We start from the raw sequence: 23297 nt of genomic DNA, 5'->3' as shown, positions 1-23297 counted from the left end.
GCTTGAGGCCGCCCGAGGCTGCCCACGCACCGCCGCCGGCCCGGGCCGCCGGGCGTTTCGACCCGCCACGCGCAAGCGCGCGTCGCGCGTGCATTTTTTCCTCAATTTTTTCGATCCGCGGCCGTTATACCGGGAGTCACGCAACCCGGCGGCCGCAGCGCGGCCGGCTCATCAGGATCGCGCATGTCCAACACACTCATGAACCTCGGCGTCAGCGGCCTGAATGCCGCACTCTGGGGCCTCACGACGACCGGCCAGAACATCAGCAACGCGGCGACGCCGGGTTATTCGGTCGAACGCCCCGTCTATGCCGAGGCAAGCGGCCAGTACACGAGCAGCGGTTACATGCCGCAGGGCGTGAACACCGTCACCGTGCAGCGGCAGTACAGCCAGTACCTGAGCGACCAGCTGAACGGTGCGCAGACGCAGAGCGGCGCGCTGTCGACGTGGTATTCGCTCGTCACGCAGCTGAACAACTACATCGGCAGCCCGACGTCCGGCATCTCGACCGCGATCACGAGCTACTTCACCGGGATGCAGAACGTCGCGAACAGCGCGTCCGACGCGTCGGTGCGGCAGACTGCGATGAGCAATGCGCAGACGCTCGCGAACCAGATCACGGCGGCCGGCCAGCAGTACGACGCGCTGCGCCAGAGCGTGAACACGCAGCTCACGAGCACCGTGACGCAGATCAACGCGTACACCGCGCAGATCGCGCAGCTGAACCAGCAGATCGCGTCCGCGAGCAGCCAGGGCCAGCCGCCGAACCAGCTGATGGACCAGCGCGACCTCGCGGTGTCGAACCTGTCGAACCTCGCGGGCGTGCAGGTGGTGCGCAACAGCGACGGCTACAGTGTGTTTCTCGCGGGCGGCACGCCGCTCGTCGTCGCGAACAAGAGCTACCAGCTCGCGGCCGTCACGTCGCCGTCCGATCCGAGCGAGCTGACCGTCGTGTCGCAGGGCATCGCCGGTGCGAACCCGCAGGGGCCGAACCAGGCGCTGTCCGACGCGTCGCTGTCGGGCGGCACGCTCGGCGGCCTGCTCGCGTTCCGCAGCCAGACGCTCGACCCGGCCGAAGCGCAGCTCGGCGCGATCGCGACCAGCTTCGCCGCGCAGGTCAACGCGCAGAACGCGCTCGGCATCGACCTGTCGGGCAACGTCGGCGGCAACCTGTTCACCACCGGCACGCCGATCACGTACGCGAACCAGGGCAATACCGGCAACGCGGCGCTGTCCGTGTCGTTCGCGAACGCGTCGCAGCCGACCACGAGCGACTACACGCTGTCGTACGACGGCACGAACTACACGCTGACCGACCGCGCGAGCGGTGCGGTGGTCGGCCAGTCGGCCAGCATGCCGGCCTCGATCGGCGGGCTGAACTTCTCGTTCTCGTCCGGCGCGATGAACGCCGGCGACAAGTTCACCGTGCAGCCGACGCGCGGCGCGCTGAACGGCTTCGGCCTCGCGACGTCGAACGGCTCCGCGATCGCGGCGGCGTCGCCGTACGTGCCGTCGGCCACCAAGACGAACACGGGCACCGGCACGATCGGCGGGCTGTCGGTCACCAGCGCGACGGCCGCGGCCAACCCGCACAACTACACGATCACGATGGGCGGCACGACCGCCAGCCCGACCTACACGGTCACCGACAACACGGCCGTGCCGCCGACGACCAGCGCGGCGCAGCCGTACCAGTCCGGCACGCCGATCACGCTGACGGCCGGCGTCACGGTCACGGTGTCGGGCGCGCCCACGGCCGGCGACACGTTCACGGTCGCGCCGAACACGGGCGGCACGAACGACGGCAGCAACGCACTTGCGCTGTCGAAGCTCGTCAGCGCGAAATCGTTCGGCAACGGCTCGACCACGCTGACGGGCGCGTACGCGAGCTACGTGAACAGCATCGGCAACACGACGAGCCAGCTGAAGTCGTCGAGCGCTGCGCAGACTTCGCTGATCGGCCAGATCACGCAGGCGCAGCAGTCGGTGTCGGGCGTGAACCAGAACGAAGAGGCGGCCAACCTGATGCAGTACCAGCAGCTCTACCAGGCGAACGCGAAGGTGATCCAGACCGCGTCGACGCTGTTCCAGACCGTGCTCGGCCTGTTCAATTGATTAGGGTCTGTTCGCGTATGAAACGCACATGCGAATGCCCGAAATCGCTCGCAGGGCAAGAAGTGAGGAGCGCCGTTTGGCCGAGCCAAACAAGCGACGAGCGACGCCGCCATGCGGGCGATTTCGGGCATTCCCGTGGAATGAATCTTTTAATTTGGGGTTGCCACGAGAAGGGCCGCTCGCCGCGTTGCGCTCCTTGCGAATACGTCCAGTATTCGCAGCGTCGCGCGCCTCGCGAGCGGCCCTTCTCGTGGCAACGCATGCGCGTTTCATACGCGAACAGACCCTAGGGATCAAAGCGATGCGGATTTCCACCACGCAGTTCTACCAGATGAACGTCGCGCAGATGAACGATCAGCAGGCGCAGCTCTCGCAGCTGTACCAGCAGATCTCGAGCGGCGTGAGCCTCTCGACGCCTGCCGACAACCCGCTCGGCGCCGCGCAGGCGGTGCAGCTGTCGATGACGTCGGCGACGCTGTCGCAGTATGCGTCGAACCAGAGCGCCGCGCTGTCGTCGCTGCAGAAGGAAGACCAGACGCTCATCAGCGTCAACAACCTGCTGAACAACATCCATACGGTCGTGATCCAGGCCGGCGACGGCTCGCTGTCCGACAGCGACCGCGCGGCGCAAGCGACGCAGCTGCAGGGCTATCGCGACCAGTTGCTGACGCTCGCGAACTCGACCGACGGCTCGGGCAACTACCTGTTTTCGGGCTTTCAGTCGACCACGGCGCCGTTCTCGAACGCGCCGGGCGGCGGCGTGACCTACAGCGGCGACACGGGCACGCGGCAGGTGCAGATCGCCGATACGCGCGCGATCTCGCAGGGCGACAACGGCGCGAACGTGTTCCTGTCGGTGCCGATGCTCGGCAGCCAGCCGGTGCCGCTCGCCGGCGCGGGCAACACGGGCACGGGCACGATCGGCGCGGTGTCGATCACGAGCCCGTCGGCCGCGACCAACACGCACCAGTTCACGATCACGTTCGGCGGCACGGCCGCCGCGCCGACCTATACGGTCACCGACAACACCGTGGTGCCGCCGACCACGAACCCCGCGCAGCCGTATTCGGCCGGCGCCGGGATCGCGCTCGGCAACGGCCTGTCGGTGCCGGTGTCGGGAACGCCGGCTCCTGGCGACACGTTCACCGTCACGCCCGCGCCGAAGGCCGGCACCGACGTGTTCGCGGCGCTCGACTCGATGATCGCCGCGCTGAAGGTGCCGATCAGCAGCAACACGTCCGCCGCGGCCTCGCTCGCGAACGCGATGACCACCGGCACGACGAAGCTGAACAACATGATGACGAACGTCCTCACCGTGCAGGCGTCGGTCGGCGGCCGCGAGCAGGAAATCAAGGCGATGCAGACCGTGAACCAGACCAACACGCTGCAGGTCACCAGCAACCTGTCCGACCTGACGAGCACCGACATGGTGTCGACGATCAGCCAGTTCCTGCAGATGCAGAACGCGCTGACGGGCTCGCAGAAGGCTTACGCGCAGCTGCAGAACCTGTCGCTGTTCCAGTACATCAACCCCTGATGCACGCTGCGCCGGCCGCGATGTGAGCGCACGCTTGCGTCGCGGCCGGTGTCGACCGCCGCCCGCCCGCTCGCCTGCCCGCTTGCCCCCGATGCGCGGCCGGCCGGCGGCCGGGCCGCGCGATCGCGCCCCGTTTCGCCTGCGCCCGGCCGCGCCCCGCGCCTGCCGGCGCCGCCCGCCGGCCCGCGTGTCAGTCTGCTTGCCAGCCCCATTTCCGCTCCGTAAACTCGCGCCAGATTCCAGACCGGCGCATCCTCCGCAGCCGGCGACCGACCGACAGGAGCCCTTTTCCCCATGTCCGATTCCTACTTCCCGCGCTGGCGGGTGCAATCGACCGGCGCGGCATCGCGCGTGGTCGGCCCCGACGAGCGCCTGCCGTGGCCGCAGATGGTCGCGATGGGCGTGCAGCACGTCGTCGCGATGTTCGGCTCGACCGTGCTCGCGCCGCTGCTGATGGGCTTCGACCCGAACCTGTGCATCTTCATGTCGGGCATCGGCACGCTGCTGTTCTTCGTGCTGGTCGGCGGCCGCGTGCCGAGCTACCTCGGCTCGAGCTTCGCGTTCATCGGCCTCGTGATCGCGGTGACGGGTTACGGCGGCAGCGGCCCGAACCCGAACATCCCGGTCGCGCTCGGCGGGATCGTCGCTTGCGGCGTCGTGTACGTCGCGCTCGGCGCGCTGGTGCAGGCGATCGGCACGCGCTGGATCGAGACGCTGATGCCGCCGGTCGTGACCGGCGCGGTGGTCGCGGTGATCGGGCTCAACCTCGCGCCGATCGCGGTCAAGGGCGTGTCCGCATCGACCTTCGAATCGGTGATGGCGCTCGTTACGGTGCTGTGCGTCGGCGGCGTCGCGGTGTTCTCGCGCGGCATGGTGCAGCGCCTGCTGATCCTCGTCGGGCTCGTGATCGCCTACGCGATCTACGCGGTCGCGACCAACGGGATGGGGCTCGGCAAGCCGATCGATTTCTCGATCGTCGGGCACGCGGCCTGGTTCGGGGTGCCGAGCTTCCGCGCGCCGGTGTTCGATCCGCACGCGATGCTGATGCTCGCGCCGATCGCGGTGATCCTGGTCGCGGAGAACCTCGGCCACATCAAGGCCGTCAGCGCGATGACGGGCACCAGCCTCGATCGCTACGTGGGCCGCGCGTTCATCGGTGACGGGCTCGCGACGATCGTGTCGGGCAGCGTCGGCGGCACGGGCGTGACGACCTACGCGGAGAACATCGGCGTGATGGCCGTCACGCGGATCTACTCGACGCTCGTGTTCGCGATCGCCGCGCTGATCGCGATCGTGCTCGGCTTCTCGCCGAAGTTCGGCGCGGTGATCCAGACCATTCCGGGCCCCGTGCTCGGCGGCGTGTCGATCGTCGTGTTCGGGCTGATCGCGGTGACGGGCGCGCGGATCTGGGTCGTCAACAAGGTCGACTTCTCCGACAACCGCAACCTGATCGTCGCGGCCGTCACGCTCGTGCTCGGCGCCGGCGACTTCTCGCTGAAGATCGGCGGCTTCGGGCTCGGCGGGATCGGCACCGCGACGTTCGGCGCGATCATCCTGTACGCGATCCTGCGCAAGGAAAAGGAACCGGGCCCGGTGGTCTGACCGGGAACGGGCGGCGCCATGCCGCCCGCCGGCGCGGCCTCACGCGCCGGTGTTCGACTGCGCCTGCAGCCACGCGCAGAACTGCGCGACGAGCGGATCGTCGGCCGGCGCGCGCGGCGCGATCCACCAGTAGCTGCGCGTCGCGATGCGCGGCCCCGCCAGCGGCATCACGAGCCGGCCGCTCGCGAGCTCGTCGTCGATCAGCGGCAACGGGCCGAGCGCGACGCCGAGCCCGTCGACGGCCGCCTGCAGCGCCAGGTAGAAGTGGTCGAACGACTGCCGCTTGCGCCCCTTCATCGTCACGCCGGCCGCCGCGAACCAGTCGCGCCAGCCTTCCGGCCGCGTATCCGAATGCAGCAGCACGTGGCGCGCGAGATCGTCCGCGCGCGCGATCGGCGCGCGTTTGAGCAGCGCGGGGCTGCAGACCGGAATCACGCTTTCGTCGAGGAAGTGGCCGCTCGTGCAGTTCGACCAGTGGCCGGGGCCGCGGCGGATCGCGACGTCGAAACCGTCGAGCGCGTCGAGCGGCGCGTTCGACGTCGACAGCTTCAGCTCGACGTTCGGCACGTCGCGCTGGAACCGCGACAGGCGCGGCAATAGCCATTTCATCGCGAAGGTCGGCAGCGCGTTGATGCGCAGCACGCGCGCCGCGCCGGTGTTGCGCAGCTGCTCGGTCGCGTGCGCGATGCTGTCGAACGCCGCGCGCACGGTGTCCAGGTAGCGGCGGCCTTCGTCGGTGAGCTTCACGCGCTTGCCGTAGCGGTGGAACACCGGCTTGCCGAGCCATGCCTCGAACCCGGCGATCTGGCGGCTGATGGCACCGTGAGTCACATGCAGCTCGTCGCCGGCGGCGCTGAAGCTTTCATGTCGTGCCGCGGCTTCAAAGGCCCGAAGCGCGGAAAAGGGCGGGAGATCGCGTGCCATGCTTGTGATTCTAGATCACAAGGGCGCGTCGATAAAATCGTTTTGCAGGCCTGCCGAACGGCGGTAACCTCGGTTCACCGTTTGATGAGGAGCCCCATGCAATCCGCCTTTCCGCCCGCCGCCCCGCCGCCGGCCGCGTCACCCCGCCGCATCGGCTTCGCCGAGTTGTTCACCGGCTTCCTGTCGCTTGGCCTCATGTCGTTCGGCGGCGCGCTGCCGTTCGCGCGGCGCACCATCGTCGACGAGCGCAAGTGGCTTTCCGCCGACGAATTCACCGACCTGCTCGGGCTGTGCCAGTTCCTGCCGGGCGGCAACGTGATCAACCTGTCGGTGGCCATCGGCATGCGCTTTCGCGGCGTGGCCGGCGCGTTCGCCGCCATTCTCGGGCTGATCGCGGGCCCGACGCTCGTCGTCGTCGCGCTCGGCGTGCTGTATGCGAAGACGCAGAACGATCCGCGCGTGCAGCACCTGTTCGCGGGGCTCGCCGCGGCGGCGGCCGGGCTGCTCGTCGCGATGGCCGTGAAGGTCGCGAAGCCGCTGCGGCACGCGCGCGCGGCGGGCGGCATCGCGGCGCTCGCGTTCGTCGCGATCGCGGTGCTGCGCATCCCGCTGCTGACCGCGATGCTCGTGCTGACGCCCGTCAGCATCTGGCTCGCATCGCGCCGCCGCGACGCGAACACGCCGCAGCCGGCGCCGGCCGCGGCGCGCGACACGCAGCCGGGAGGCCGGCCATGAACGACACGCTGATCGCCATCGCGACGATCTTCAGCCAGTTGTCGCTGCTCGCATTCGGCGGCGGCAACACGATCCTGCCGGAGATGCAGCGGCAGGTCGTCGACGTCCATCACTGGATGAGCGCGCACGAGTTCACCGCGCTGTTCGCGCTGGCCCAGGCGGCGCCCGGGCCGAACATGATGATCGTGTCGCTGGTCGGCTGGCACGTGGCCGGCTGGAGCGGGCTGCTGGTCGCGTCGCTCGCGAAGTTCGGGCCGTCGTCGATCGTCACCGTGCTCGCGCTGCATGCGTGGGAGCGCTTTCGCGACCGGCCGTGGCGCCGCTACGTGCAGCAGGGGATGATGCCCGTCACGGCCGGGCTCGTCGCGGCGAGCGCGATGCTGATCTCCGAGGCGTCGAACCGCACGGCGATCCAGTGGGGCATCACGGCCGCGTGCGCGGTGCTCGCGTGGCGCACGCGCATCCATCCGCTGTGGCTGCTCGCGGGCGGCGCGCTGATCGGGCTCACGGGTATCGGGCAATGACCGTCGCACGGTAACGTCCCGTGCGCCATACTGGCGCGAATCTTCACGGGAGGCTCGATGGATCTCGACGGCGCCAGCCGCAATCTCACTGTCGCCGCGTTGCTGACGCTGTCCGGCGGCTACCTCGATGCGTACACGTACGTGGGCCACGGCCACGTGTTCGCGAACACGATGACGGGCAACGTCGCGCTGCTGGGCATCAACGTGTCGGCCGGCGAATGGGCGGCCGCGCTGCACCACGTGCCGCCGCTCGGCGGCTTCGTGGTCGCGGTGTTCGTCGCGCACCTGCTCGGCCTCGCCGCGCAGCGCGGCTGGATGCGGCATACCGCATTCGCGAGCCTGCTCGTCGAGATCGCCTTTCTCGGCGTCGCGGCGAGCGGGCTCGTCGGCGCGTCGAGCGCATGGCTGATTCCGGGCATTTCGTTCGTCGCGACGCTGCAGACGCTGTCGTTCACCCATCTCGAGGAACTGTCGTACACGTCGGTGATGACGACCGGCAACCTGCGCCGCGCCGCGCAGAAGCTGTTCGTCGGGCTGATCCCGCGCTACGACGCGGGCGCGCTGCACGACTCGGCGCTGCTCGCGACGATCAGCTTCTGCTTCCTGGCCGGCGCGGTGATCGGCGGCCTCGTCACGCGGCTCGTGCCGGAGTTCGCGCTGTGGGGTGCCGTGCTGCTGCTCGCCGGTGCGTTCGCGGAGATCCTCCGGCGTGCCTGGCGCCGGCGCGAGACGCCAGGCGAGCCGTCGTCGGCGGCGTGACGGAACCGCCCGCCGGCACTTCCGGCCGCCTGCCCGTTCCCCCGCGCCTGCGGGGCGATGCTTACAGACCCGACATCCCGTAAGCCACATGGCCGAAGGATGCCTTGCGGCATCCGACGCCCGCCCGGCGCGCCTCGCGCGCGCAGCGTTGTGCGCGGGCGACAGTTCCGCCGTTACCGCGCATTTCAATTTCTTTCAGCGATTGCAGTCGTCATATGATTCAGCCCACATCGCGCGCGCCAAGAACGCGAGCGATCGCCACCCGGCTGCGCACGCGGCCGGCCATGAACGGAGACACCTACAACCAGGAAAGCTCATGAAGCAGACCACCCGACTCGCAGCCATCGCAGGGGGCGCCGCGCTCGCATTTGCCAGCCAGTACGCGGCCGCACAAAGCTCGGTCACGCTCTGGGGCGTCGCCGACGCCAGCATTCGCTACCTCACCAACGCCAACGCCAAGAACGACGGCCTGCTGTCGATGACCAACGGCGCGATCACGAACAGCCGCTTCGGCATCTACGGCACGGAAGATCTCGGCGGCGGCCTGAAGGCCGTGTTCAACCTCGAAAGCGGCGTGAACCTGCAGAACGGCGCATTCGCCGACAGCGGCCGCCTGTTCAACCGCGCGGCGTACGTCGGCCTGCAGAGCCCGTACGGCACGGTGACCCTCGGCCGCCAGAAGACGCCGCTGTTCGACCTGCTGTCGGACACCTACGATCCGCTGACGGTCGGCAACTACCTCGAAAACGCGTGGCTGCCGGTCGCACTCGGCGGCGGCCTGTATGCGGACAACCAGATCAAGTACACGGGCAAGTTCGAAGGCCTGACCGCGAAGGCGATGTACTCGACCGGCACCAACTACGAATCGACCGGCGCCGGCGGCTTCTCGGGCCAGATCCCGGGTTCGCTCGGCAAGGGCAATGCGTGGGGCGTGTCGCTGTCGTACGTGATGGGCCCGCTCAGCATCGCGGCCGGTGCGCAGCAGAACAGCGACAACTCGGCGCGCAAGCAGACGATCTACCACGCGAACGTCGTGTATGCGTTCAGCAAGGCGAAGATCTACGCGGGCTACCTGCGCTCGAAGGACGACACGGGCTTCGTCGACAGCCTGCTCGCCCAGCAGTCGATTCCGGTCGCGAAGGGCACCGGCCGGATCGACGACGGTCCGTTCGCGGGCGTGAGCTGGCAGGTCAGCGCGCCGCTGACGCTGACGGGCGCGTTCTACTACGACCACATGCGCAATGCGATGACCACGAACGGCACGCTCGCGAGCGGCAACCGCTACGCGATCGTCGGCATCGCCGAGTACGCGCTCAGCAAGCGCACGGAAGTCTACGGCACCGTCGACTTCAACAAGACGAACGGCGCGGCGAACGTCGAGCTGCCCGGCCGCAGCAACCAGACCGGCATCGCGATCGGCCTGCGCAATATCTTCTGACGAACGTCGGAACGCATGCGCCGGCAGTCGTCCGGCATGCATCGAAGGGGCGCCGCGAGGCGCCTCTTTTTTTTCGTCATGCGACCTTCATACGCGCGCACGACTATTCGGCGAATGCTCCATCACGAGACCCCCGCGCCGTAAGGGAACCGTCGGCAATCCAGAACATACTTTTACAGTGCGCGCGAAGCCTTTCCGCTACGCTGCGTGCATCGCCCGTTGCGTGCCGCCAGGCTCGCGCGTGCGTCGTTCCGGTCACGCTCGGCGAGCGCGGCCGGCCTGGTGCGTAACTTGTGTATCCGGTGATGACAATCGCGGTTCGCCGGTTTTTTTTCGTGGGACGATGCGCTCACGATTTTCTTGAAAGGGGATGACGATGGGTATCCTGAACACCGTGGGTGAAATCGCTGGCGCAATCGCAGCCGTCGAAGGCGCGGAAAAGCTGGATCCGGATGCGGGCCTGCTGACCAAGGCGGCAGCCGCCGTCGCCGGCTTCAAGGGCGCGGAAGCGATCGAAGGCATGCTCGAGAAGAAGGAAGAGCAGCCGCAGCAGGCAGACGACACGCAGGCGACGGACGGCAGCGACACGTCGCAGGCATGAGCATGGCGGCTGGTCCGGCCGTGGGCGCGCCCTTCGCGCGCCCGGCCGGGCCGGTGCCGCGCAGCCGGCAGGTCGGGCATGCGGTCGATCGGTGACGCATGGCACACCCGGCAGCCGGTTTGACCGGCGAGAGGCAACGTCTCTCGCCGTTTTTTATTGGGCGTGCGCGTGGCGGCACCATGTGCCGCAAGAATTCCGGAATCTTGCTATCGTGCCTGCATCCGAACTGCGATGAGGCAATGTGATGGATTTCGACTACGACCTGTTCGTCATCGGGGCCGGCTCGGGCGGCGTGCGGCTTGCGCGCATGTCCGCGTCGTACGGTGCCCGCGTCGGCATAGCGGAAGAAGAGCAGATCGGCGGCACCTGCGTGCTGCGCGGCTGCATCCCGAAGAAGCTGCTCGTCTACGCATCGCACTACCCGCACGAAGTCGAGGACGCGAAGGGCTTCGGCTGGACCTTCGGCGCCGGCACGCTCGACTGGCCCGCGCTGATCGCCGCGAAGGATCGCGAGATCAACCGGCTCAGCGACATCTACATCAACCTGCTGCGGCAATCGGGCGTCGAGATGCACGCCGGGCGCGCGACGCTCGTCGATGCGCACACGGTCGCAATCGGCGAACGCACGATCCGCGCGCGCCACATCGCGATCGCGACCGGCTCGCGCCCGTCGATGCCGGCGCGGCCCGGCATCGAACATGCGATCACGTCGCGCGAGGCGTTGTCGCTCGCCGCGCGGCCCGCACGCATCGCGGTGGTCGGCGGCGGTTATATCGCGGTCGAGTTCGCGGGCATCTTCAACGGCTTCGGCAGCCACGTTGACCTGTTCTATCGCGGCGAAAAGGTCCTGCGCGGCTTCGACGACGACGTGCGCCAGTTCCTCACCGACGAGATGACGAAGCAGGGCGTCACGATCCACGCGCGTGCGGTGGTCGAGTCGATCGAACGCGCGGACGACGGCACGCTGAGCGTGCGCGTCGGAGATGCGCGGCACGGGCCGTACGATCAAGTACTGTATGCGACCGGCCGCGTGCCGAACGTCGACGGGCTCGGGCTCGAACAGGCGGGCGTGATGCTCGACGCACGTGGCGCGATTGCCGTCGATGCGTATTCGGCGACGTCGGTGCCGTCGATCCATGCGATCGGCGACGTCACGTCGCGGCCGCAGCTCACGCCGGTGGCGACGCGCGACGGCGCGTTGCTTGCCCGCACGCTGTTCGGCGGGTCGCGTGTCGCGACCGATCACGAATGGGTGCCGTCGGCGGTGTTCAGCCAGCCCGAGGTCGCGACGGTCGGTCTCACCGAGGCGACCGCGCGCGATCTTTACGACGGCGACGTCGACATCTACCGCACGTCGTTCAAGGCACTGCGCCACACGCTGTCGGGCCGCGACGAGCGCACGCTGATGAAGCTCGTCGTCGCGCGCGACAGCCAGCGCGTGGTCGGCGCGCACATGGTCGGCCGCGATGCGGGCGAGATCATCCAGGGGATTGCGATCGCGATTCGCGCGGGCGCGACGAAGGCGCAGTTCGACGACACGATCGGCATTCACCCGACCGCGGCCGAGGAGTTCGTGACGATGCGGCAGAAGGTGGCCGACTAGCGGGCGCGGATGCGCGCGCGTTCGTACGCGCGCGCGGCAGGGTTGCCGGAATGCATCGTGACAGGCGAACCGGCCGGGTGCGGTAAAGGCAGCCGGATTGCGGCGATTATTCTCGGGATAGGGGTCATGCGGATGGGCGGTACGGAAAATATATATTGATATTGCCGGATTCGAGATCGATCGTCGGCGACATCAAAGGAAAATCGGCACGCTGCGCCCATATGCCTGCAGAGCCTCTGTCGGCGAGGAATTGCGCCGATTCGACCGCGCGCGTCGGATAAGTAAGAAAATCGTCAACTATTATCAAGACTCCTCATCTCGATAAACAGGCTTGATATGATCGCGAAAAATCATATACGGGGCCGATCATGCGCGATCAACAGCGCAGTAACCAGAATAACGGTGTAGCCGGCGCGCGCGAGCCAGTCGCGTACCGCGCCGCGCATCCGCATGTCGTCGCAACGCACGGGTTGCGCGCTCCTTTCACTCATCCACTGCCACCGCCGGTGCGGCGATGAACGCGCGCGCGTCCATCGCGCCGATGCACGCATCCCCGTTCGCACCGCAACCGTTTCGACCGCCGGGTCGTTCGCGAGCCGGCGTGCCCGTTCCGGGCCATCTTTCCACACAAGGAGACCAACAGTGAACATTCAGACACGACGCACCGTCCTCGTGGCGGCGGCGCTCGTTGCGGCGCTGTCCGGCTGCGCGACCGAATCGTCGCGCACGCTCGACGTGCCGGCCGTGAGCAGCGCGCAGAAGCCTTATGCGGGCAAGCCCGTCGCGATCGCGGTCGGCAAGTTCGACAACCGCTCGAGCTACATGCGCGGCATCTTCTCGGACGGCATCGACCGCCTCGGCGGACAGGCGAAGACGATCCTCGTCACGCGCCTGCAGCAGAGCCGCCGCTTCAACGTGCTCGATCGCGAGAACCTCGACGAGATCAAGCAGGAAGCCGGCTTCATGAAGAAGGCGCAGGCCGTGAAGGGCGCGAACTACGTGGTGACCGGCGACGTGACCGAGTTCGGCCGCAAGGACGTCGGCGATCACCAGCTGTTCGGCATCCTCGGCCGCGGCAAGACGCAGGTCGCATACGCGAAGGTCAACCTGAACATCGTCGATACGACGACGTCGGAAGTCGTCGCATCGAGCCAGGGCGCGGGCGAGTTCAGCCTGTCGAACCGCGAGGTGATCGGCTTCGGCGGCACCGCCGGTTATGACTCGACGCTCAACGGCAAGGTGCTGGATCTCGCGATCCAGGAGGCCGTGAACCATCTCGTCGACCAGGTCGACGCCGGCACGCTGAAGGTGCCGCAGTAAGCGCCGTGCGCGACACGCGCTCGACGAATCACTCACTCATCGGAAGAGACAAGACCATGAAACGGGGAATCTGGCTGCCGGCGACGGTGGCCGCCATGCTGCTCGCGGGCTGCGCGGCACCGACCACGCCGCCGCTCTATCAGTGGAACGGCTATCAGCCGCAGGTGTACGAATACTTCAAGGGGCAAAGCTCGCCGCAACAGCAGATCGACGCGCTCGAGAAGGCGCTGCAGGAGATTCGCGCGAAGGGTAACAAGCCGCCGCCCGGCTTCCATGCGCATCTCGGGATGCTCTACGCGAGCGTCGGCAACGGGCAACAGGCCACGCAGTCGTTCGAGGCCGAGAAGGCGCTCTTTCCGGAATCCGCGTCGTACATGGATTTCCTGATGAAGAAGAAAGCCGGCGATGCCAGGGCCGCGAACCCGAAGGCCGTGAATCCGCAGGCCGCGAACCCGAAGGCCGCCGACCAGACGATCGCCGGCCGGAAGCAAGCCGATCCGACTCCCGCCCAACAGTAACGTGCGTGCCATGATCAAGACACTTTCATTCAAGCTGCTGTCCGTGCTGTCGCTCGTCGCGCTGCTGAGCGCATGCGCGCAACCCGTCAAGCGTCCCGACTACACGGCCTTCAAGAAGAGCCAGCCGCGCTCGATCCTCGTGCTGCCGCCGGTCAACGAGACCACCGATGTCGGCGCGACCTACGGGGTGCTGTCGCAGATGACGCAGCCGCTCGCCGAGTCGGGCTACTACGTGGTGCCGGTCGCGGTGATGGACGAGACCTTCAAGCAGAACGGCCTCGCGAACGCGGCCGAGATCCAGAACACGTCGCCGGCGAAGCTGCGCGAGATCTTCGGCGCGGATGCCGCGCTCTATTCGAAGATCACGCAATACGGCTCCGTCTACCAGGTGGTGGACAGCACGACGGTGGTCGCGGCGTCGGCGAAGCTCGTCGACCTGAAGAGCGGCGACGTGCTGTGGCAGGGCGAGGGCCGTGCGACCGGCAAGGAGGTCGGCAACTCCATGAGCGTCAATGCGTTCGGTGTCGTCGGGATGCTGGTGCAGGCGGCCGTCAAGCAGGTCGCGCATTCGCTGACCGACGAAGCGCACGATGTGGCCGGGCTGACCAGCAGCAGGTTGTTGTCGGCCGGGCCGCCGAACGGGCTGCTGTACGGGCCGCACTCGCCGAAGTACGGGACCGACTGACCCGCGCGGATGCAGCGGCTTCGGTCGGTCGGGCAGGCGAGGTCGCCTGCCTGCCGTGCCGGCGCCGCGACATCCGGCACCAGGCGGCCGCGTTCGCGCGGCCGTTTTGCATGGCGGGCGGCGGCGCTCGTCGCCCGCGCCGCCGCTCAATGCACGCCGAACGCGTCGAGCAGCCGGTACCAGCTCATCGCGAGCACGAGCGCCGGCGTGCGCAATGCCTCGCCGCCGGGGAAGTCGCGATGGCGGATCTTGTCGAACAGGTCGAAGCGGCTCGCCTGTCCGTCGATCGCCTCGGCAATCAGCTTGCCCGCGAGCGCGGTCGTGTTCACGCCGTGCCCCGAGAACCCCTGCGCGAAATACATCGTCGGCGCGATGCGGCCGAAGTGCGGCGCGCGGTTCATCGTGATGTCGACGAAGCCGCCCCACGCGTAGTCGACCTTCACGTCCGCGAGCTGCGGGAACGTCTTCAGCATGTCCGCGCGCATCGCCGCGGCGAGATCGCGCGGCTCCCGCGTCGAATAGCTGACCTTGCCGCCCCACACGAGCCGCGTGTCGGGTGCCGGCCGGAAATAGTCGAGCACGAAGCGGCTGTCGCAGATCGCCGCGCGCGCGGGCATCAGTGCGGCGGCGCGCGCTTCGCCGAGCGGCTCGGTCGCGATCACGTAGGTGCCGACCGGCATGATCTTCTTCGACAGCGCGGGCGCGAGCGTGCCGACGAAGGTGTTGCACGCGAGCACGACGAAGCGTGCGCGCACGTTGCCGCCGCTCGTCTCGACGACATGGCCGCCCGCGACGTCGCGCACGCGCGTCACGCAGCTGTCCTCGTGGATGCGCACGCCCGCACCGGTGGCGGCGCGCGCGAGGCCGAGCGTGTAGTTCAGCGGATGCAGGTGGCCGCTGTCCGGGTCGTACAGGCCGCCGCAATAGCGGTCGGACTGCACGTAGTCGCCGAGTGCGTCGGCTTCGACGAAGTGGAAGCGGTCGTAGCCGAAGCGCTTCGCGGCTTCGTCGCGCCAGCGCTTGAGCGAATCGGCATCGCGTTCGGTGTTCGCGGCGGTCAGGTAGCCGGGCACCAGCGCGCAGTCGATGTCGTGCTGTGCGATGCGCGACTTCACGAGCGACAGCGTTTCGAGCCCCATGTCCCAGATGCGCTTCACGTCGCCTTCCGGCATGAACTGCGCAAACGTATCGATATCGCACGCGAAGCCGCCGATCAGCTGGCCGCCGTTGCGGCCGCTCGCCGCCCATCCGACCCGCGACGCTTCGAGCACGGTCACCGAATGGCCGCGCTCGGCGAGGTTGAGCGCGGCGGACAGGCCCGTGAGGCCCGCGCCGATCACGCACACGTCGGCATCGGTCGTGCCGGCGAGCGGCGCGTGGCGGGTCGTATCGTTGGCGGTCGCCGCGTAGTAGGACGCGACGTGCGGCTGGTTGGCGAATGTCTGCATGGTCAGGAGGACGGATAAATGGGCTTAGAACAGCTCGCGCACGCGGTGGTACAGCATCCCGAGCTCGAGCGCGGGTTGCCGCCACGCGTCGCCGCCGGGGAAACGCCGGTGGCGCATGCGTGCGAACAGGTCGAACGCGCGCGTGTCGCCCGCGATCGCGCCGGCAACCGCGCGTCCGGCGATGCCGGTGAGCGCGACGCCGTGCCCGCTGAAGCCCTGGACGTAGAAGAAGTTCGGATCGAGCGCGCCGAAATCCGGCGCGCGGTTGCGTGTGACGTCGACGAAGCCGCCCCACGCGTGGTCGACGCGCACGTCGCCGAGCTGCGGGAACACGCCGACCATGCGCCGCCGGATCGTTTCGGCGAGCGCGGCGGGTGACGCGCCGGCCGAATTCGCGCGGCCGCCGAACAGCATCCGGTGGTCGGCCGACAGCCGGAAGTAGTCGAGGAAGAAGTTGTTGTCGCACACGGCCTCGCGCTGCGCGATCAGTGCATCGGCGCGTGCCTGGCCGAGCGGCTCGGTCGCGATGATGTACGACGCGATGGGCGCGATGCGGGCAGCCGTCGCGGCCGGCAGCACGCCGCCCGGGCCCGCGTTGCAGCACGACACGACGAAGCGGCAGCGCACCTCGCCCGACGGCGTGCGCACGACGGGCCGTGCCCCGCGCACGACGTCGAGCGCGGGCGTGTGCGCGTACAGCGCGACGCCTTCGCGCCGCGCGGCTTCGGCGAGGCCGAGGCAGTACTTGAGCGGATGCAGGTGGCCCGACAGCGGATCGTAGACACCCGCGAGATAGCGTGTCGACGCGATGCGCGCGCGGATCGCGCCGGTGTCGAGCCACGACAGCGACGGATGGCCCCAGCGCGCGGTTGCGGCGTCCATCCACGCGCGCAGGTCGTCGATGCGGCGCGGCTTCGTCGCGACCGTCAGGTAGCCGCGCGTGAAGTCGCAGTCGATCCCGTAGCGCGCGATCCGCTCGGCGATCAGCGCGACGCCGTCGAGCGACAGCGACCACGCGGCGCGTGCGCCGTCGGCGCCGAGCTGCCGCTCGATTTCCTCGTCCTTCGCGAAGCCGGTGATCGCCTGCCCGCCGTTGCGGCCCGACGCGCCCCAGCCGGGCCGGTGCGCATCGATGACCGCGACCGACAGCCCGCGCGCGCGGCAGTCGAGCGCCGTCGACAGGCCGGCGAAACCGGCGCCGATCACGCAGACGTCGACGTCGATCGTGTCTTCGAGCACCGGGTCGTCGGCGGCCGGCCGCACGGCCGTCGCCTCGTAGTACGAGTCGCGCGCGAGCGCATCGGCGCGGCGGGTGAAAGACTGCGTCATCAGACCGACTCCCTCGTTGCGGCCGGCACGCGATGCGCGATGCATCGTGCCGCGGCCGGTAAAAACGGCGCGGGACGCCGTGCGCGCGGCACGGCGTCCCGCGTGTGCTGCGTCAGAACGAATAGATGAACTGCGTCGCGAGCAGGTCGTTGGACTTGCCGTACGACCCGTCGTTGCGCAGGAACACCTTGTTGTTCGCCCAGTCGTGCCGGTATTCGACCTTCACGGTGATCTGCTGGGTCGGGTAGAACAGCAGGTCGAGCGCGACGTCCTGGCGTACCGCCCCCTTGCACTCGAAGCCCAGGCCGCCGCCGGCCTTCGATTGCGCGAGGCAGTCCGCGTCGACGCCGAAGCCGTTGCTCGGATCCATCCCGTTCCCGTTCAGCGCGATGCCGCCGCCGCCGCCGCCGTTCTTCGAGTTGGCGAGCAGGTCGTAGCGCAGCGTCACGCCCATGCGGCCGACCACCGGCGCGTTGAACTTGCGGTGCGCGAGCAGCGACAGGCCGTACCACTGAGCGAGCCCGCCGTTGAACGCCGCATGCTGCTGACGGCCGTAGTCGACTTCCGCGTTGTACTGAATGTCGGCGAGCGTGTAGGTCGCGTCGAGTTCACCGAAGAAGAACGAACCGTACGCGCTCGGTGCCGCACCGCCCGGGCCGTAGTTGGCGCCGATCTGCTGGCCGGTCACCGGATCAGTTACCGCGGCTGACGACAGCGTCTGCCGCCCGATGTTGAACGACCCGCCGATGTCGAGCGCGCTCGACCACGTGTAGTCCGCGCGCGCGGTGAAGGTCGGCACCTTGTTGCTGGTCGTGATCGGGTCGCCGAGTGCGTTGGTGCCCTTCTGCGTGACCGAACCGTACGTGCGGTACTGCTCGTTGCCGAGGAAGAACTTCCACGCCCAGTTGCCCTTCGTGTAGTTCGCGCCGATCCCGACATAGCTGCCCGGATCCGAGAAATCGTACAGCAGGTTGTGCGTGAGCGTGAGCATCTGGTTCGACTGCTGCACCTCGTAGCCGCCGAAGCTCGGGATCAAGCCGGCGACGAGTGTCGTCTCGGCGGTGATCGGCACGTTGATGACCGCCGTGTTCAGCAGGTTGTCGGTGATCGAGCCGCGCGAGTTCTGCAGCAGCGTGATGCCGTTGCCGCGGTTCGGCATCAGCGTGATTTCCGCCGACGGTGCCATCGGGCCGACGCCGAAGGTCTTCTTGATGTCGAGGTAGAGATCGCCGAACGTGCTGTTGAAGTAGTTGTACGCGTTCTCGTGGTTCGCGAACAGGAACGACGACGTGCCGGCCGCGCGGTTGTAGATGTAGGTCGGGTCGATGTAGCCCGTGACCGACAGGCCGGCCAGCGGGCCCGTGTTGGCCGCGTCCGTCAGCGAATCGACCTTCAGCTGCTGGTTCGCGATCTGCTGCTTCATTTCGCCGACTTCGTCGTTGGTCAGCGTCGCCTGCGCCTTGCCGTAGTCCGGCGAGCCCGGATCGACGGCCACGGCGACCGGCGCGGCCTTCGTGCCGGCCTGGGCGGTCGCGGTGCCGCCCTTCGCCGAAAGCTGCGCCTGCATCGCCTTCATCTGCTTCTGCAGCGCCGCGACCTGCGCCTGCAGCGCCTTGATCTCGGCGGATGTCGAGTCGGCCAGCGCGATGCCCGGCAACGCGCCGGCCACCAGCAGGCAGATCAGTTTCTTCTTCATTGCGGATTCTCCTTGTCGTGCGCCTGTCAAATCGGGATCGAATCGCGCGCCCCCCCTGGGGCAGCGCGCCTTGCTTGTCTGCACTGCTTGTTATCTTCGAAGCCGGAGGTACGTCGTCACGCCACCGCGAACGCCGCCTTCATGTCGGCCACGCGGCGCCGCTCGCGCGCGATCATCATCCGGTTCACGACGATCACGCCGATCGTCACGGCCGTGATGAACAGCGTCGCCAGCGCGTTCATCTCCGGGTTCAGCCCCAGCCGCACGCGCGAGAACACCACCAGCGGCAGCGTCGTCGACCCCGGCCCAGACAGGAACGCCGACAGCACCAGGTCGTCGATCGACAGCGTGAACGACAGCAGCCACCCCGACAGCAGCGCCTGCGAGATCAGCGGCAGCGTCACCACGAAGAACACCTTCAGCGGCGTCGCGCCCAGATCGAGCGCCGCCTCCTCCAGCGACTTGTTCATCTCCTTCACGCGCGACTGCACGATGATCGCCACGTACGACACGCACAGCATCACGTGGCCGATCCAGATCGTCACCATCCCGCGCCCCTTCGGCCAGCCGAACATCTGCTCCAGCGCAACGAACAGCAACAACAGCGAGATGCCCTGGATCACTTCCGGAATCACCAGCGGCGCGTTGATCATCCCCGTGTACAGCGTGAAGCCCTTGAAGCGGCCGAAGCGCGCGAGCACGAAACCCGCCCACGTGCCGATCACGACCGACGCGGTGGCCGTCAACAGGCCGATCTTCAGCGACAGCCACGCGGCGCTCAGCAGCTCGTCGTCGTCCAGCAGCGCGCTGTACCACTTCAGCGAGAAGCCCGACCACACCGTCACCAGCTTCGACTCGTTGAACGAGTACACCACCAGGCTGATGATCGGGATGTACAGGAACAGGAAGCCGAAGGCGAGGACGCCCGTCGACAGCGGTTTGCTCGGCTTGATCATTTCGCGTCCTCCAGTTCCTTGACCTGGTAGTACTGGAACAGCGCCATCGGCACCAGCAGCAGCATCACCATCGCGACCGTCACCGCGGACGCCATCGGCCAGTCCATGTTGTTGAAGAATTCATCCCACATCACGCGCCCGATCATCAGCGTGTCGGCGCCGCCCAGCAGTTCCGGAATCACGTACTCGCCCACCGCCGGGATGAACACCAGCAGGCTGCCGGCGATGATCCCGTTCTTCGACAGCGGCAGCGTGATGCGCGTGAACGCGACCCACGGCTTCGCGCCCAGGTCGTATGCGGCCTCGAGCAGCGTGAGGTCCATCTTCACGAGGTGCGCGTACAGCGGCATCACCATGAACGGCAGGTACGAATAGACCATCCCGATGTAGACGCCCGCGTCGCTGTGATAGAGGCGCAGCGGCGTGTGGATGATGCCCAGCGCGATCAGCGTGTGGTTCAGGAGGCCGTCGTCCTTCAGGATGCCGATCCATGCGTACACGCGAATCAGGAACGACGTCCAGAACGGCAGCATCACGGCCATCATCAGCACGTTGCGGCGGTTCGGTTCCGAGCGCGCGATGTAGTACGCCATCGGATAACCGATCAGCAGGCACAGCACGGTCGACACGGCGGCCATCTTCAGCGAGCTGAGGTAGGTCGCGATGTACAGGTCGTCCTGCAGCAGGAACGCGTAGTGCGACAGCTGCAGCGCGAAGTGCACGACGCCGTCCTTGATCTCGACGAGCGACGTGTACGGCGGGATGCCCATCACCTGGTCGGCGAAGCTGATCTTCAGCACCAGCACGAACGGCAGCGCGAAGAAGACCGCGAGCCACACGAACGGCACGCCGATCGCGACGCTGCGGCCCGACGGCAGGAAGCGCGACAGCATGGAGAAACGGCCCGGGCGCGCGCGGCCGGCGCCGGTGCTCGCGGCGCCGGCAGACACCGGCGCGGACGGAGTGGAAGCGGAGGTTCTCATCGTGGCCTCCTCACTGCGTCAGCACGACGCCGCTGGCCGGCGACCACGACACGAACACGTCGTCGTTCCACGCCGGCGCGTTGTCGTTCATCAGGTGCGAGCTCGACAGGTTCGACACGACCGTCTTGCCGCTCGGCAGGCGCACGTGGTACAGCGAGTAGCTGCCCATGTACGCGATGTCGGTCACGACGCCGCGCGCCCAGTTGTGTTTCGAACCCGGTTTCTCGCGCGACACGTGCACGCGTTCCGGGCGCACCGAGATGCCGACCGGCATCCCGAGCGGGCCCGTCACGCCGTGGCTCACGTACATGCGTGCCTCGAGGTCGTCGCTCTCGACGAAGATGTGGTCGGGTTCGTCCTCGACCACGCGCCCTTCGAACAGGTTGGTCGAGCCGATGAATTCGGCCGAGAAACGGCTGTTCGGATATTCGTAGACTTCGCCGGGCGAGCCGATCTGCACGATCTTGCCTTCGCTCATCACCGCGAGGCGGCTCGCCATCGTCATCGCTTCTTCCTGGTCGTGCGTGACCATCACGCAGGTCACGTCGACCTTCTCGATGATGTTCACGAGTTCGAGCTGGGTCTTCTGGCGGATCTTCTTGTCGAGCGCGGACATCGGCTCGTCGAGCAGCAGCAGCTTCGGGCGCTTGACCAGCGAACGCGCGAGCGCGACGCGCTGCTGCTGGCCGCCTGAAAGCTGATGCGGCTTGCGCTTCGCGTACTTGCTCATCTGCACGAGCGCGAGCGCGTCGGCCACGCGTTCCTTGATTTCATTCTTCGGCGTGCCTTCCTGCTTCAGGCCGAACGCGACGTTCGATTCGACCGTCATGTGCGGGAACAGCGCGTACGACTGGAACATCATGTTGACCGGGCGGCGGTACGGCGGCAGCGACGCGAGGTCCTCGCCGTCGACGAAGATCTTGCCGGAAGTGGCCGTTTCCAGCCCGGCGAGCGTGCGCAGTAACGTCGACTTGCCGCAGCCCGAGCTGCCGAGCAGCGCGAACAGCTCGTTCTTCGCGATCGTCAGGTTCACGTTGTCGACGGCCGTGCTGTCGCCGAATTTCTTCACGACGTTTTCGATGCGGACGAAGGCGTCGTTTTGCGTACGGGCCGCGGGGGCCGGTTGGGTCTGTCGTGCAGCAGCGGAAGAGGGTATCGATTGCATGGGATTCACCATTCGTTCTTCACGGATTGCAGGCGTGAGCGTCCCCGCGCGAGGCGCGTCATGCGACTCACGGGCAACGGCTCGTGCCGGATGGAACAGTGCGCGCGGCGCGCGCGGGCGGATGGAGGTCCGCGGATCTCAGGCGGGCAGGCGTGAAGCGATGCCTGCGCCGCCGGAATGCTTCGCGATCAGTGGCCCGTCTTCAGCTGGGCCCACAGACGGTTCTCGAGGCGCAGGATGTCGGCCGGCATCGGCTTCATCAGCACCATCTTCTTCAGCACGTCTTCGGGCGGGTAGACGGTCGGGTCCTGCGCGACGGCCGGCGTGACGAACTGGTGCGCGGCCTTGTTCGCGGTCGGGTAGAACACCGTGTTGGTGATCGCCGCGTTGACCTTCGGATCGGACACGTAGTTGATCCACTTCAGGGCGGCCTCGGGGTGCGGTGCATCCTTCGGGATCACCATCACGTCGAACCACAGCAGGCCGCCTTCCTTCGGATTCGAGAACTTGATGTCGTACGAGCGCTTCGCTTCGGCCGAGCGGCGATGCGCGATGCCGACGTCGCCCGACCAGCCGAGCACGACGCACACGTCGTTGTTCGCGAGGTCGTTGATGTAGCCGGACGAGTTGAACTGGGTGATGTACGGGCGGACTTTCTTCAGGACTTCGAACGCAGCCTGGTAGTCGCCGGGGTTGGTGCTGTTCGGATCCTTGCCCATGTATTGCAGCGTCGCGGCGAACACGTCGACGGCCTGGTCGAGGAACGACACGCCGCAGCTCTTGAGCTTCTCCATGTTGGCCGGGTCGAACACCAGCGCCCAGCTGTCGACCGGCGCCTTGTCGCCGAGTGCCTTCTTCACCGCCTGCGCGTTGTAGCCGATGCCGTCCGTGCCGTAGGCCCAGGGCACGCCGTACTGGTTGCCCGGATCGGCGTCCGAGATCATCTTCATCAGCAGCGGGTCGAGGTTCGCGAGGTTGGGCAGCTTCGACTTGTCGAGTTTCTGGTACACGCCGGCCTGGATCTGCTTGGCCATGTAGTTCGACGTCGGCACGACGATGTCGTAGCCCGAACTGCCGGCAAGCAGCTTCGCCTGAAGCGTGTCGTCACTGTCGTAGTTGTCGTACTTGACGTGGATACCCGTCTGCTTCTGGAAGTTCGGGATCGTGTCCGGTGCGATGTAGTCGGACCAGTTGTAGACGTTCAGGTCCTCGGCATGTGCCGACGGGCTGGCGACTGACGTGAACGCGGCCGCGGCGGCAAGGGCGGCAACGGAACAGGCTTGGCGAAGAAAGCAGGCACGCATGGTGGAATTCCCCTGGTTATGGCGGCGTGCGGCGCCCGCCGCACGCCTGTAGGCA

The 23297-nt window shown here is 67.6% G+C and carries 20 protein-coding genes; 12 read left to right on the top strand and 8 right to left on the bottom strand.

The features are described from left to right. Positions 1 to 183: 183 nt before the first annotated feature. The 3 genes from flgK to PQB87_RS16815 all read left to right on the top strand — a co-directional run bounded on the left by flgK (position 184) and on the right by PQB87_RS16815 (position 5254). On the top strand, positions 184 to 2115 hold the full coding sequence (gene flgK / locus PQB87_RS16825; RefSeq protein ID WP_059688300.1) for a flagellar hook-associated protein FlgK: 1932 nt from the start codon (positions 184 to 186) through the stop codon (positions 2113 to 2115). 301 nt (positions 2116 to 2416) lie between these two features. Next, on the top strand, positions 2417 to 3652 hold the full coding sequence (gene flgL / locus PQB87_RS16820) for a flagellar hook-associated protein FlgL (protein ID WP_489242403.1): 1236 nt from the start codon (positions 2417 to 2419) through the stop codon (positions 3650 to 3652). A gap of 294 nt (positions 3653 to 3946) precedes the next feature. Further along, positions 3947 to 5254 carry a solute carrier family 23 protein gene (locus tag PQB87_RS16815; protein WP_233345396.1) on the top strand — a complete coding sequence of 436 codons (1308 nt, stop codon included), beginning with the start codon at positions 3947 to 3949 and terminating at the stop codon, positions 5252 to 5254. Positions 5255 to 5293: 39 nt separating this feature from the next. Here the strand turns inward: PQB87_RS16815 and PQB87_RS16810 are convergent, their stop codons facing one another. Continuing rightward, entirely contained in the window at positions 5294 to 6178 is an 885-nt protein-coding gene (locus tag PQB87_RS16810) for a transcriptional regulator GcvA (RefSeq protein WP_021163478.1), read from the bottom strand. Between the two features lie 96 nt (positions 6179 to 6274). Here PQB87_RS16810 and PQB87_RS16805 point away from each other — a divergent pair, with 96 nt between their 5' ends. The 9 genes from PQB87_RS16805 to PQB87_RS16765 all read left to right on the top strand — a co-directional run bounded on the left by PQB87_RS16805 (position 6275) and on the right by PQB87_RS16765 (position 14361). Beyond that, positions 6275 to 6913 (top strand): chromate transporter, encoded by a 639-nt coding sequence (locus tag PQB87_RS16805; RefSeq protein ID WP_489242402.1) that lies wholly within the window; start codon positions 6275 to 6277, stop codon positions 6911 to 6913. Beyond that, the gene (locus PQB87_RS16800) at positions 6910 to 7437 is read left to right on the top strand and encodes a chromate transporter (RefSeq protein ID WP_059688296.1); all 528 of its coding nucleotides are present in this window, start codon (positions 6910 to 6912) and stop codon (positions 7435 to 7437) included. The genes PQB87_RS16805 and PQB87_RS16800 overlap by 4 nt, the downstream gene beginning before the upstream one ends. Before the next feature lie 57 nt (positions 7438 to 7494). Further along, positions 7495 to 8196 (top strand): YoaK family protein, encoded by a 702-nt coding sequence (locus PQB87_RS16795; protein WP_060218308.1) that lies wholly within the window; start codon positions 7495 to 7497, stop codon positions 8194 to 8196. Positions 8197 to 8512: 316 nt separating this feature from the next. Then, complete coding sequence (locus PQB87_RS16790) at positions 8513 to 9634, top strand: porin (RefSeq protein WP_011353454.1); 1122 nt, start codon at positions 8513 to 8515, stop codon at positions 9632 to 9634. Positions 9635 to 10010: 376 nt separating this feature from the next. Beyond that, the gene (locus PQB87_RS16785) at positions 10011 to 10235 is read left to right on the top strand and encodes a hypothetical protein (protein ID WP_027788932.1); all 225 of its coding nucleotides are present in this window, start codon (positions 10011 to 10013) and stop codon (positions 10233 to 10235) included. Positions 10236 to 10479: 244 nt separating this feature from the next. Next, positions 10480 to 11838 (top strand): glutathione-disulfide reductase, encoded by a 1359-nt coding sequence (gor, locus tag PQB87_RS16780; RefSeq protein ID WP_489242401.1) that lies wholly within the window; start codon positions 10480 to 10482, stop codon positions 11836 to 11838. Between the two features lie 648 nt (positions 11839 to 12486). After that, the gene (locus tag PQB87_RS16775) at positions 12487 to 13158 is read left to right on the top strand and encodes a CsgG/HfaB family protein (RefSeq protein ID WP_182670311.1); all 672 of its coding nucleotides are present in this window, start codon (positions 12487 to 12489) and stop codon (positions 13156 to 13158) included. 56 nt (positions 13159 to 13214) lie between these two features. Beyond that, positions 13215 to 13676 carry a DUF4810 domain-containing protein gene (locus tag PQB87_RS16770; protein ID WP_111943262.1) on the top strand — a complete coding sequence of 154 codons (462 nt, stop codon included), beginning with the start codon at positions 13215 to 13217 and terminating at the stop codon, positions 13674 to 13676. A gap of 10 nt (positions 13677 to 13686) precedes the next feature. Beyond that, positions 13687 to 14361 carry a DUF799 domain-containing protein gene (locus tag PQB87_RS16765; protein WP_027788935.1) on the top strand — a complete coding sequence of 225 codons (675 nt, stop codon included), beginning with the start codon at positions 13687 to 13689 and terminating at the stop codon, positions 14359 to 14361. 146 nt (positions 14362 to 14507) lie between these two features. On the opposite strand, the gene PQB87_RS16760 is transcribed toward PQB87_RS16765, so the two are convergent. From PQB87_RS16760 to PQB87_RS16730, 7 genes are all read right to left on the bottom strand, one after another. Continuing rightward, positions 14508 to 15809, bottom strand: a complete 1302-nt coding sequence (locus tag PQB87_RS16760) for an NAD(P)/FAD-dependent oxidoreductase (RefSeq protein ID WP_226147250.1) — start codon at positions 15807 to 15809, stop codon at positions 14508 to 14510. Positions 15810 to 15833: 24 nt separating this feature from the next. Beyond that, positions 15834 to 17138: an NAD(P)/FAD-dependent oxidoreductase gene (locus PQB87_RS16755; RefSeq protein ID WP_060373192.1), complete on the bottom strand. Its 1305-nt coding sequence runs from the start codon at positions 17136 to 17138 to the stop codon at positions 15834 to 15836. A 112-nt stretch (positions 17139 to 17250) separates the two neighbouring features. Further along, entirely contained in the window at positions 17251 to 18834 is a 1584-nt protein-coding gene (locus PQB87_RS16750; protein WP_489242400.1) for a DUF3138 family protein, read from the bottom strand. Positions 18835 to 18950: 116 nt separating this feature from the next. After that, positions 18951 to 19790 carry an ABC transporter permease subunit gene (locus PQB87_RS16745; protein ID WP_059688517.1) on the bottom strand — a complete coding sequence of 280 codons (840 nt, stop codon included), beginning with the start codon at positions 19788 to 19790 and terminating at the stop codon, positions 18951 to 18953. After that, complete coding sequence (locus tag PQB87_RS16740) at positions 19787 to 20773, bottom strand: ABC transporter permease subunit (RefSeq protein ID WP_060180725.1); 987 nt, start codon at positions 20771 to 20773, stop codon at positions 19787 to 19789. The genes PQB87_RS16745 and PQB87_RS16740 overlap by 4 nt, the downstream gene beginning before the upstream one ends. A 10-nt stretch (positions 20774 to 20783) precedes the next feature. Continuing rightward, entirely contained in the window at positions 20784 to 21938 is a 1155-nt protein-coding gene (locus PQB87_RS16735; protein WP_489242399.1) for an ABC transporter ATP-binding protein, read from the bottom strand. A gap of 188 nt (positions 21939 to 22126) precedes the next feature. Then, positions 22127 to 23242 (bottom strand): polyamine ABC transporter substrate-binding protein, encoded by a 1116-nt coding sequence (locus PQB87_RS16730; RefSeq protein WP_489242398.1) that lies wholly within the window; start codon positions 23240 to 23242, stop codon positions 22127 to 22129. Between the last annotated feature and the right edge of the window lie 55 nt (positions 23243 to 23297).

The organism is Burkholderia sp. KL41 (assembly GCF_057005415.2).
Note: the sequence above shows the minus strand (reverse complement) of the source record. Positions and strands in the feature narration are given on the sequence as shown.